Genomic DNA, 12,104 nt, shown 5'->3' with positions numbered 1-12,104 from the left:
TCTATAATAACTGCTTCGTTATTATAGATATTTTTCAAATTACAGTATCAATACTTTATAAGTTATAAATTTATTAACCAATATTAATAGATATTATTTAATACCCATCTCCTATTTTATGGTCTTATTTCTCCCCTTTTGTTTGGCTTTATACAGTTTTTCATCTGCATAATTTATCATACTTTTTATATTAATATCAAGGCTTTTTTCATCCAATGTATATATACCAAAACTTGATGTAATCTTAATCTTGTTATCTTCACATTGAAAAACTTTTTCTTCAACCTTTTTTCTGATTTTTTCAGATATTTGAAAAGCAGTATTATTATCTGTGTTGCCTAAAACAATAATAAATTCCTCTCCTCCATACCTTGCCACCCAATCAATATCTTTTCTTATTGAATTCTTAATTAATGAAGCGAATTGAACCAATATAGAGTCTCCTACCAAATGTCCATAGTTACTATTTATAGATTTAAAAAAATCTATATCTGCCATTATTAATGATAGTGGAGATTTTAAGGATGAACTTTTTAAGATATCTATTGGTAATCTTTCATCAATAAAACGTCTATTATTTATTCCAGTTAATTCATCTTTGATAATCTTATCATTCATTTCATTTATATAAAGCTGAATTTCCGCACTTGTTTTCTCATGAAAATTTTCTATGATACCTGTATCTGTTACATCTTTTAACATTTCAAAAACATATTTCTTATTCTCTATAATTATAGGTGATGCCATTACCATATAAATTTTTTCTTTGTTATATTCAATTTTTACAAAAGTATCATCTTCATTATATGCCCTCATAGAAATACAATTAGGGCAATAATCTTTAACTTTCCAAAAATCATAGCAATTATTATTTAAAACTTTAATTTTAGTTTTATCATAACATACCGTTTTTTTCGTTAAAGGGTCTACTATTCTTATGACATTATATAATTTTTCTAACATTGATAAATTGTCAATTAATGATTTTAAATGGTTGTCCATTTTAACGCCCCCAATTTTTTCTCAAGTGTTCTGGCTTACCTCTACCATTCACAAAATAATTTATGGTTTAGTAATTCACCAGTTTCAGTTTATAGAACCCACGCTGAACCCTTATAGAGTCAGTAAATATTTAAATATTTATATATTTAAATAGCTACGTTTAATCTTACTATTATATCATACTAGAAGATTATTTTCTTAATTCCTTAAACCTCTATATAAACCATTATAGAAATTTTTATATCATTCTTATTTAATGATTGTTGATCAATTTCTCTTATATTATTTTCTGATTTACAAGCAGTAGTTTCTAGAATGCGATTTGAATTTTTACTCTTAACAATTTCGTTTTTTGTACACCTGTAATCTGCGAAAAGATGCAAATTATCAAAATAAATATTTTTATCACTTTAAACAAAATACTAACATAAAAAGTCTATCTATATGAAAGCACAATTTTAACATAATATGGGAGGTTTTTATGAGTGATAACTTTATAAACGACGGCAAAAAGAAATATGATAATATACCAATACCTGATGATATTGAATTAAGTTTGTTTAGAACGCTTAAAAAGGCTAAAAATTCAAGAAAAAACAGACCCATTATAAAAATAATTGGAGGATTTTCAGCCGCATTAGTAGTATTTATATTAATAGTCAATTCATCACCAAACTTAGCATATGCTTTGAATGATGTGCCAATATTAAAAAACTTGGTGCAGCTAATATACCACGACAAAGGTTTCAACAATTTAGTTAATAGCAATAGGTTTCAGCAGCTTAACTTAACAGCTACTGATAAAGGGGCAAGCTTTACTGTGAACAGTATTGTAGGAGATAATTCAAAGCTTTGGATTGGCTACAACTTCACAGGTAAAGGTTTATTTGTTAGAGAAATCAATTTCAGAACAAGAGACAATAATAAGTATCTTCCATGGTCAGTGGTAAACATGAATGAAGATAATAATAATTTAGACATATCTATTGATAAATTAGTCAAAGATTTTATCATGGATGTTCAGGTTTATAAAGATGACCCATTGTTCCATGTACCCACTACTAACTTAAGTGAAGAAACTTTGAAAGCCTTAAAGGTAAAATTAGCCCAAAGCAAACTGACTACTTTAAGTATTCCCATATCATTAAATAACACAGTATATAAAGAAGATTTAAATGTTTTATCTTACAAAAATAAGGAATTCAAAAGCAAAATTGGTACCTTTAAAATTGATAAGATTACGTTATCTGAATCCCGAAGTAATGTTTATTGTGAATTACTTAGTAATGACTATGAACTTATAAATGTTGAATCTCCTAGACTAGTAGATAAAAATGGGGAAGAATTTGACTACCCTTATAATATTCAAAACTTTGCAGTAAACAACAATATTGTAATGGAGTTAGAGGGCGGAATAACAAATAATAGAGATTTAACTTTTAAATGTGATGGAATTAAATATTTAAACAAGAAGGATAAATATATTACACTTGATGTAAAGAAAAAGCTAGCTAATCCAAATAATTTGGGAGTAGAGTTTGCAGGAATGGAAGGCAATACTATTACACTAAACACAACAAAAGGTGCTGTTAATTTTGATTTCCAAGCAAATAGTAAAACTGGCAAAAATATAATAATTGACAGCATTACAATTAACTCCTCTAATGGAAAAGAAGTATTAAAATTTAAAAACATTCCTAGCGAGGATATTATATTGAAAGTAACAGAAGCAGATTGCATGAAAACTGATGGGTTTGATTTGAAATTAGGGGATTAAAAGTAGTGTAGAAAAGGGTGAGAATTTTGATTATAAAAACTCCCAAACAAAGAAAATTAGAAAAGGTCTTTGAAGAAATAATACTAACTGAAAATAGCAGTTTTTATAGGCTAGCTTATATGTATGTCAAAGATAGCAATGATGCTTTAGATATACTCCAAGAAAGCATTTTGAAAGCTTATAATAATTTGCACACTGTTAAAGACGTAGAGTTAATCGATAGATGGATAAAGCGTATCATTGCAAATTCAGCTATTGACTATATTAGAAAGAATTCAAAGTTAGTTCTTGTAGACAAAATAGAATCAATTGAGGCATCACACTATGATAGGCAATATGAAGATTTATATGAAGCATTGGATACACTACCCCCAGAGCTTAAATCTATAATAGTTTTAAAGTATTTTCAAGGATATACAATAGAAGAAGTTGGTGAAATATTAGAAATAAGTACATCTCAAGTAAAGAATAAGCTGCATAAGGCTTTAGAACTACTAAGAATTGAAGTTAAAGTACCTAGCTGAATAGTAAAATAACTCCAATTCATTCAATCATAATTTAACCTTAATTTTATTTGTATTATATTCCAGCTTGACTACTTAAATTAAATTTAGTGTAAAAAAGTGCACTGACTTAAAGCCAAGACAATGCACTTTTTATTTTGGAGTTATTTTAATATTATCTGGCTAGTAATAACAAATTAGAATATAAGAATATTATTCATTAACTTTTTAATACTATCTTATAAAATAACAACTATTTCATTAATGAAGCGATAAATATTCCCACAATTCCCATTTCAAGTACTATTTCTAGTATACCCCTGATTTCTTCAATTTTAATCCTATCATTATGTTTTCTCCATATTGCATGGGGTTTTAATAAACTAATTTGCATTCTGTGTGCTAAGTGCGTATTTACGAACAATAAGTATATCTACACTTCGATTTTTAGCCCTTCCTGCCTCATTGGAATTATCATATTTAGGTCTGTATTCACCATAAGCTTGAATTGTGAATTTATTAGGAGCAACATGGCCTGTATCTACCATAAAGTTCATAACATTTGAGGCACGCATATAACTCAAGTCCCAGTTAGAACGAAATTGATTATTTTTTATAGGTACATTGTCAGTATGTCCACTGATTCTTATCTCATTATCTAAATTTTTAATCATATTTGATATTTGGATCAGTACTGGATCAAAGTTCGCTAATACATCTGCATCTCCAGATTTAAAAATAACCGTATCCTGTATTGAAATATTCAATCCTTCTGCATTTAAATCCACTTTTATCTGATCTGCATATCCATTGCTTTTAATCTCTTGCTCTAAGATACTCTTAATTCCAATCATCTTGTCCTGTTCTACTATACTATTCATTTTATCAGTTGCAACAAAGCTGTTATTCTGAGCTAGATTTGTGCCACTACCACCGCTGTCTTTTAATACTCCGTTACCACCTGAGAAAATAGTGTTGAATTGAAGACTAATCTGTTTTAATTTTTTGTTATCCACATTGCTCATTGCAAACATAACGATAAAAAGTGCCAATAGTAGTGTCAGCATATCTGAATAAGGAAGTAACCATGTTTCATCAACATGCTCTTCATGATGTTGTTTTTTACGTTTCATCATTTATCTCCTTTAGTTTCTCCATCTATACTCATATCTTCAAGTTTCTTTCTATCTTTAGGTTTTAACATAGTTATAAGCTGCTTTTGAATAGTTTTTGGATTTTTCCCTTCTTGAATTGCTAAAATACCTTCTACCATTAATAGCTTATTGGAGACCTCTTCATGTGACTTTCTCTTCAGTCTTGATGCAAATGGGTGCCAAATAACATATCCGAAGAAAATTCCATAGAGAGTAGCAACGAAAGCAGCAGCTATAGATTCCCCAAGTTTTGCAGTATCATTTAAGTTTCCAAGTGCACCTATAAGTCCTATAACTGCACCTAGAACTCCAAGTGTAGGAGAAGCTCCCCCTGCTGTTGTAAAAATAGAAGCTCCGATTCGATGCCTTTCTTCCATTCCCTCAATATCACCTAAAAGGACTTGTCTAACATATTCCGGTTCCTCACCATCAACTATCATTTCTAATCCTTGTTTCATAAACTCATTATCCAGTTCTTGAGTCCTAGTTTCTAATGATAATAGTCCATCCTTTCGCGTTGATTGTGCCATATCAACAATTTGATTAATTATTTCTATAGGATCTTCCTTCGACTTATCACTAAAAACAACTCCTAATATTTTAGGAATATTAAGAAATTCCTTCCTTGTGAAAGAATTCATTACCGCAGCTGAAGTACCTACTAGAATTACCATTATTGCTTCAGGACTAAATAATATAGAAACACTAGCACCTTTCATAAGCAATCCAGAACTAACTGCAGCCAATCCAACAATAATGCCAATTAATAAGAATATATCCATTTCTTCACCTCTAATAATAATAACAATAATATGATTTCAGCCCATAATAAATAAAAGGCCAATATAAGATAATCTATAAGAGACTAATCCTATATTGGCCGGTTGCACTATATACTCCAAATTTCTAAAGTGCCCAGATTAAAGAAATTCTTCAAAGCATCCAATATTATTATTACTTTTAATGTTTTGCTAATAACGATATTCGACAATAATATATAAATCCCTCTTTATTTTAGCATTTTTTTCAAAAATTAATTTTAGAATTACTCAATCTCTCTTCAAAAAATAAAGAAACCAGGCAAGAAACAGGAAATTTTTCTCCCATTTCTGTCTGGTCCTTATAACGACTTTATTGTCTATTGAATGACTTTAGTACGTGTTGAACGAGTTTTTTACCTAGATACAACAACATTCTTGTAGGTTTGTAAAAAAGTTTGATCAAAACATCCACGCAAAACATATATCTACACATATACAAAGAACTAAATTTCAAAAAAAAGTTTGATCAGAATTTAGTTCTTTTATTGAATAACATTATTTATTTTTGTGAAAAAGTTTGATTTTATTTTATAAAAAAAGTTTATCTTTGATTTTTTTTAGCAGTAATTGATGCTGCAACTACCAAAAATATAACAAATGATAATAAACTAACAACTACTAAAAGATCAATCATGATAGATAGTAAACGATGTGTTTCAGCTAATTGAGGATATTTTTCGCCCAAAATAAAATCCATAGAACCAAATAGACACGTTATGAACATTAATATTGCAGAAATTAAATTGAATTTAAATCCAAAAATTCTATCCTTACTATTTAACATACCTACTGAAAATAATATGCCACCACCCATTATAATTGCAACAATGGCTTGAACAGAAAAATTAGTTATTTCAGTAGCCCTTAGAACAAATTGAGTAAGAAATATTGTTAAAACACAAAGGATACCACCTATCATTGTTTTTTTATTTTTCACATTAACCCCTCCTCAAATCTTAAGTTTATAACATTTGTAATATCTCCTATTTATTTCCTTCTTATGGTAAATTTACTTGTATAACTTGAGGATAACTTGTATGCCCTATTTCAATCTTTTCTACTCTATTACACAAACATAATCTTTCTATATTGTTAAAAACCGATACATATAACATTAGTATTAAAATACTCATGCATGTAATCAAACTATCATAGAAAACATCTGTGATTGCCAAATATTAAGAATAGCTATCTCTTAATATGTTTTATTACTTATTCTTTAATTAACTTAAAATTTACCCTTCAAATATCCTGTACCTTTTCCTATAAAGTAGCCTGCTCCAAAAGCAATTCCTATACATGATAATTATATCAATGATACCAACATTAATAGTAATGCCTGCACCAATACCTATCCCAACACCTACTTCATCAATTAAAACAGGGTGTTTCCCCTCATGTATTATTCTAAGTATATCTGTGATAGTGTTTATAAATTGATTAGTCATTATACCAGCAACAGCCATTGTATCACTATGTATTCTAGAAGTTATTTCTCCAACGCTGATTTCATCAAAAGCTTTTATAGGTAAATTAAGTATCCTGTCATAAATATCATGTTTTAAATCATATACAAAGTTTTCATTTAAATAAGAGAATAAATATGATTGAAAAAAGTTAATTATTGATTGCATAAAAAAAAATATACTTAGATAGCCAATATTTATTATTAACATATTATATTCTTTTGAAAATAATTTTGCCAAAATATTAGCCCATATTAACGGCTGTATAATTCCAAATGTTATGCCCAAGATTGTGCATAACAAAACTATTATATATTTAATTTTATATTTAATTAAATACTTAAATACCCTCTTAAACAATGAAATATCATTCTTATTTAATAATACTTTTTTCAATTATTATCCTCATTTCTACGCTTTTACTAAAGCAATAAAATTAAACGCTAACTCTCAATAACTTTTAAATCCTCACTTACAACCCCATCCTCAATTTTAATTATTCTGTCAGCATGCATAGCCACATTCATATCATGGGTAATTAAAACAAGAGTCTGATTATATTTTTTTATACTCATAGTCAATAATTCTAAAACTTCCTTACTGCTTTTTGAATCAAGATTTCCTGTAGGTTCATCTGCAAATACAATTGAAGGTTTTGTAAATAGAGCTCTTGCAATTGCTGCACGCTGCTGCTGACCTCCAGATAAGGCTCCTGGAAGATGCCTCCTTCTTTCTGACAGTCCGAGCACCCTTAATAGTTCATCTAAATATTCCATATCCACTTTTTTATTATCAAGCAGAGCAGGAAGAATTACATTTTCTTCTAATGAAAGCATAGGAAGTAGATTGAAAAATTGAAATATAAAACCTATGTTTCTCCTTCTAAAAATTGAAAGTTCATTTTCAGATAGGTTATATATATTTTTTCCTTCAATCAGCACGCTTCCCCTGGTTGGCTGCATAAGCCCTGCAATTATATGAAGCAGGGTACTCTTCCCTGATCCGCTCGGTCCAACTACAGCCACGAACTCTCCTTTATTTATACTAATTTCAGCTTCCTTTAAAGCTTCTACCTCAGCTTCACCCTTGCCATAAGTCTTAGTAAGTTTATAGGTTCTAAGTATCTCCACTTTTTTCTTCCCCCTCTTATATAAATTAAAGGCCCTTAATGCTTCTATTCCACTGCCTGTATAGATTCTACTATATCTGCTTTAGTAGCCTTCCTTAGCGGTAATATTGAAGAAGCTATGCTGAGTATTACCGTTACTATAATTGTAAATATAACAACCTTTAAATCAATATAGAATTTTATTTCTACCCTTCTTTTAGCTAGATTGTATATCATCCATATAAGAAAATATCCTAAGCCTATACCAATAAGTGAACTAAATATACCATATATAGAAGCTTCTTTTAATAAAACCTTTCTAAGTTCTTTTCGGGTCATTCCCATGGCCCTGAGCATTCCAAATTCTCTTTTTCTTATAATAATGTTCATGTTTAAGGTATTCATAATATTAATAAAACCTACAATTGCAATAATAGTTGCAAGAGAAATAAGTAAAGTACCTACTTCAAGCTGATAATTATGATATTTATTTACTTCATCTTGATAGCTTATTAGCTGCCCATTTTTATGATTAGATGCTATTAATTGAAGCTGCTGTTCAACTTTACTTAAGTTTGCCTTATGGTCTACGTTTATTTCGATATCCTGATAGCCATAAAGCTTAAAATTATCTTCCATAAATTTATAAGATACAAAGGTAGCTATATAACCATTTACTTGGTTTAATTTCATTGGAAGATCCTTAAGCACATAATCCACTTTAATGTTTTTGTCAACATTTACAAATTTCCCCGCAACCATATACTGAATAAAGATTCTAACTTCATCCCCACTCTTAACTTTAGTAAAATTCTCATTATTCAAGTTTTGCACAATAAACACCTGTGCATTTGGATCATTAACACTCTTTCTTAAAGCCTCAATAAACTCATCACTACAGCCATAAATCTGAGTTACTACATGATATCCACCTGTCATTAGATTACTCTTTTTATTATTTTCTTTAATAGCTTCCTGTGTTACTGAATCCATTGGTAAGATATAATCCGTTTGTAAATATTTAAATTTATCTACAGATTTAACTCCTGGAATACTTTTAATTTGATTTACAGTTTCCTCATCATACCCATAATTATCATTTAAAACACCTGATAAATTTAAAACATAATCTGATTTAACCCTATCTTCCAAGAATTTTGTTGGATTCAAGAAATTTATTATAAATATTGAAAGTACAAATAGTGAAATTCCCATTCCTATGGCTATTACTGTTGCCAAAAACCTCTTTTTATATCTTTTCAAATTACTTATTGCCATTTTCCCTGTATATCCAATTAATTTATCAAAGAAGCTTTCTTTATAAGCCTTATATAATTTCTTAGCAGACTTAGAATCCTCCATTGTCATTGACTCTATTGCAGATATCTTCGCGGCATTTTTTGCAGGGCTGTAAACCGCAGCAGTTATAGCTATTAAACTTACTAAAATAGGTAAAATAATATTAAAGGCAGTTATATTATTAAACACTGATCCTTTAAAAACTTCCCCACCTATTGCTTTCATAATTGATGAAGTTACTAGCATTCCAGTTAAAATTCCAAGTGGTACTACAACAGCTTCATATAAAAAAGCTTCAGAAAACAACATGTTTTTAATTTGTTTTGGTGTTATACCTATTGCCCTTAAAAGTCCATAATGCCTTTTCCTTTGAAGAACTGAAATGCTGAAAACATTATAGATAACCATGAACGAAGCTACTGCTACAATAAGATTAAAGAAAAGTGTTATATACTTTACAGCTTTTGCCTCATTTAAAGCAGCCGTATAATATATATTGGGGCGATAACCTTCAATTACTGATTCACCTGAGCTACCTGTATTTGCATAAGTCTTTATTTTATTTAATGTACTATCCACTGGCAGGTTGTTATTTATAGTAAACCACTGCTCATAAACCTTTTTGCTATTACCTAAAAGTGAATTAGCAGTATCTAAAGTAATATAGGCATTACCTGTTTCAAACATCTTTGAATCTTGAAAATCTTCTAATATACCGACAAGAGTAAATTCCGTATTATTTTTACTTAGTGCTTTACCATTTGAATCTACATAACAATCGCTAAATTTAAATTTATCACCTAGTTTTGGCTTGTTTTTCATATGATTGTACATCCATTTTTCAATGGCAACTTCATAGCCACTTTGAGGCAGCCTGCCATCTATGGCCTTTGCATTTAATAGATTAAGTGCAACAGGATCTGCTCCTTTAATTTGTAATTTCTCACTATCAAGCTGAATTTCACCAATAGTAATACTTGTCCCAACTTCTGAAATACCATCAAATTTTTTAAGTTTATCAAGACTATCTTCTTGAACGTAAAGATATCCACCATAATATTTTCCATGGCCTTCCTGAGCTATTTCTAATCTAACAGTATTATATTTTCCCATAACTATACCTACAGAAACTAGTAAGGCAACGGAAATTAATATACTTATAGTTATTGACAAAGTTGTCCTTTTGTTTGATACCAAATAACGAGGTACAAGTTGACGATAATCTTTTATCATATTATTAGACACTCCTTCTTCAATGTTAAAATTGCTAAGTATGTGTTTCCAGTTAAGAATATACGTAAATAAGATTATTTTTTTCTTAAAGATAATCTTAAATAAAATTATCCTTAAGAAATTCTTTTTCTAAATTAATTCGGATGATAATGATATATCATGACTTCTTGAAAATAAATAAAAATTTACCATCATTTTACTGTATTATATTTATAAATTATCCCATATCTTGATTTTTTTCAAGTAATATATCGTGAAATACTTGTTTTTAATCGTGAACTAATGTAATGTTTACGTTTAAAGAAAATATAAAAAATAGAGGAATGCTATCTAAAAATTATTCGCGAATAAATAGACGCATTTCACAATATTATTATGCTTTTATTCAAAATATATACTATAATTACACTATGTTACTTTAAAATTCTAGAATTGATAAGAAAATAATGCCATGCTTTTATAATTATAAATTTTATGGAGGTTTCTAAATTGAAAAAAGAATTATTACCATTCATAATTATAATTAGATTTTTATAATCTTTTTCGGCTGCAGAAAGGTGATTATTCCTAAAGGTTCTTTGGCCTCAGATGAAACAATAACATATCCGTTGCATTTTATATCACGTGAATATGAAAATAACGTTATACAAGATATAAATTTAATCATTATTGATTCTAATGGGAAAATTGTTAAAACAACAAAAACTGGGAAAGATGGAGTTGCTAATATTACTGTGACTGTGCCAATTGATCAAAGGTATAACAGTAAATAGGTACTGTAACTGTAATAGGTTATAATAATGATAAATAAAGAACTGTAATGTATGAAGTTCAATTTGCAGGTGGTATACCGACTAATCAAAACATTATTATGATTCCCAAAAATGGGGAACGTGATGATGAGGTTAATATCCTATATGGGAGTATGTATCATATGTTTCCCAAGAGCTTGGCAGATAAATATATTCCATGGGATGGTAAACGAGAATAATATCTACATATGTTATTAATATATATACTATGCATAACAATTATACAAGGAAGTGATTTATAGTTTGCAAAATAAAACTTTAATATTAATTTTGGCCTTAGCATTGATTGTTTCTATTAGCTTTAATGAAAAGTGGGTGTATTACAGTTGCTGCCCTGCAATACACCCACGTTCTTAAACCAAACTTTATTATTTTTAACTATACTTTTTTATTCTCCACCAAGCTTTATACCTAGACAATATTGTTGACAAACAATAAAGTTGGGACATAAAAATCCATTTGAACTGGCATTACTGCGTTGGGAAAAATCACATATACGAACAATAAGGTTGGTACACATCTTGTAATAATTTTACACTACTTTTCCGTTAATTCAGACAATAAAGTTGGGACCTAAAATTATACAATGTATAAATATAAATTTTGTATTTTCTCTCACTGATAACTGTATATCTTTCATGGTTAAATTCAATACATAAATTTTTTCTTCATTAATGTATAAGGATTATTTTCTTCAATATTGTTTTATTCATAACATTTTTAAGTGGTTTAATCAATAGCTCTACCTTATACATTCTGTATTCAACTTTTATAAAAATATTTAAAATCTCATAGTCTTCCTCAAGATAATCTTTCGTCTGTCACCTATTGATGACTATATTACATGAAAACTGTAGATTGTCAAGTAAAATTGACCCCTTTTTGCGTTTAAATTTGACCCCCTACGGGTTAAATTTCAATCAGTTCAA

Annotated in this window: 11 protein-coding genes and 1 riboswitch; of the genes, 4 read left to right on the top strand and 7 right to left on the bottom strand. The window is 28.9% G+C overall.

Annotated features, from left to right (window positions below; translation table 11 throughout):
- Window positions 1-111: 111 nt before the first annotated feature.
- Window positions 112-1,002: a GGDEF domain-containing protein gene (locus ACJDUG_RS09315; protein WP_406769624.1), complete on the bottom strand. Its 891-nt coding sequence runs from the start codon at window positions 1,000-1,002 to the stop codon at window positions 112-114.
- Window positions 1,003-1,483: 481 nt separating this feature from the next.
- On the opposite strand from ACJDUG_RS09315, the gene ACJDUG_RS09310 reads away from it, so the two are divergent.
- Window positions 1,484-2,779, top strand: coding sequence for a DUF4179 domain-containing protein (locus ACJDUG_RS09310; protein WP_406769623.1), 1,296 nt, complete (start codon window positions 1,484-1,486; stop codon window positions 2,777-2,779).
- Between the two features lie 26 nt (window positions 2,780-2,805).
- The gene (locus ACJDUG_RS09305; RefSeq protein ID WP_406769622.1) at window positions 2,806-3,303 is read left to right on the top strand and encodes an RNA polymerase sigma factor; all 498 of its coding nucleotides are present in this window, start codon (window positions 2,806-2,808) and stop codon (window positions 3,301-3,303) included.
- 362 nt (window positions 3,304-3,665) lie between these two features.
- On the opposite strand, the gene ACJDUG_RS09300 is transcribed toward ACJDUG_RS09305, so the two are convergent.
- From ACJDUG_RS09300 to ACJDUG_RS09275, 6 genes are all read right to left on the bottom strand, one after another.
- The gene (locus tag ACJDUG_RS09300) at window positions 3,666-4,415 is read right to left on the bottom strand and encodes a flagellar motor protein MotB (RefSeq protein ID WP_406769791.1); all 750 of its coding nucleotides are present in this window, start codon (window positions 4,413-4,415) and stop codon (window positions 3,666-3,668) included.
- Window positions 4,415-5,218, bottom strand: coding sequence for a flagellar motor stator protein MotA (gene motA, locus ACJDUG_RS09295; RefSeq protein WP_406769621.1), 804 nt, complete (start codon window positions 5,216-5,218; stop codon window positions 4,415-4,417). Before motA ends, ACJDUG_RS09300 begins: the two co-directional genes overlap by 1 nt.
- A gap of 87 nt (window positions 5,219-5,305) precedes the next feature.
- Window positions 5,306-5,389: riboswitch (cyclic di-GMP riboswitch) on the bottom strand.
- A gap of 409 nt (window positions 5,390-5,798) precedes the next feature.
- Entirely contained in the window at window positions 5,799-6,194 is a 396-nt protein-coding gene (locus ACJDUG_RS09290; RefSeq protein WP_406769620.1) for a hypothetical protein, read from the bottom strand.
- Between the two features lie 298 nt (window positions 6,195-6,492).
- Window positions 6,493-7,119, bottom strand: a complete 627-nt coding sequence (locus tag ACJDUG_RS09285; RefSeq protein WP_406769619.1) for an ABC transporter transmembrane domain-containing protein — start codon at window positions 7,117-7,119, stop codon at window positions 6,493-6,495.
- A gap of 47 nt (window positions 7,120-7,166) precedes the next feature.
- Entirely contained in the window at window positions 7,167-7,853 is a 687-nt protein-coding gene (locus ACJDUG_RS09280; RefSeq protein ID WP_406769618.1) for an ABC transporter ATP-binding protein, read from the bottom strand.
- Between the two features lie 44 nt (window positions 7,854-7,897).
- Window positions 7,898-10,363: an ABC transporter permease gene (locus ACJDUG_RS09275; protein WP_406769617.1), complete on the bottom strand. Its 2,466-nt coding sequence runs from the start codon at window positions 10,361-10,363 to the stop codon at window positions 7,898-7,900.
- Between the two features lie 578 nt (window positions 10,364-10,941).
- Between ACJDUG_RS09275 and ACJDUG_RS09270 the strand changes: the two genes are divergently transcribed.
- Both ACJDUG_RS09270 and ACJDUG_RS09265 read left to right on the top strand, forming a co-directional pair.
- On the top strand, window positions 10,942-11,136 hold the full coding sequence (locus tag ACJDUG_RS09270) for a hypothetical protein (protein WP_406769616.1): 195 nt from the start codon (window positions 10,942-10,944) through the stop codon (window positions 11,134-11,136).
- Between the two features lie 47 nt (window positions 11,137-11,183).
- Entirely contained in the window at window positions 11,184-11,354 is a 171-nt protein-coding gene (locus ACJDUG_RS09265; protein WP_406769615.1) for a hypothetical protein, read from the top strand.
- Window positions 11,355-12,104 lie beyond the last annotated feature (750 nt).

It is taken from the genome of Candidatus Clostridium stratigraminis (assembly GCF_045310675.1).
In the GTDB taxonomy this organism is placed as follows: domain Bacteria; phylum Bacillota; class Clostridia; order Clostridiales; family Clostridiaceae; genus Clostridium_AT; species Clostridium_AT stratigraminis.
This window is presented reverse-complemented; position numbering and strand designations above follow the sequence as displayed.

Excerpts from the sequence above, each read along its gene's own strand:
- ACJDUG_RS09315 (WP_406769624.1), bottom strand. The coding sequence starts at position 1,002 with ATGGACAACCATTTAAAATCATTAATTGACAATTTATCAATGTTAGAA.
- motA (WP_406769621.1), bottom strand. The coding sequence starts at position 5,218 with ATGGATATATTCTTATTAATTGGCATTATTGTTGGATTGGCTGCAGTT.
- ACJDUG_RS09275 (WP_406769617.1), bottom strand. The coding sequence starts at position 10,363 with ATGATAAAAGATTATCGTCAACTTGTACCTCGTTATTTGGTATCAAAC.
- ACJDUG_RS09300 (WP_406769791.1), bottom strand. The coding sequence starts at position 4,415 with ATGAAACGTAAAAAACAACATCATGAAGAGCATGTTGATGAAACATGG.
- ACJDUG_RS09265 (WP_406769615.1), top strand. The coding sequence starts at position 11,184 with ATGTATGAAGTTCAATTTGCAGGTGGTATACCGACTAATCAAAACATT.
- ACJDUG_RS09310 (WP_406769623.1), top strand. The coding sequence starts at position 1,484 with ATGAGTGATAACTTTATAAACGACGGCAAAAAGAAATATGATAATATA.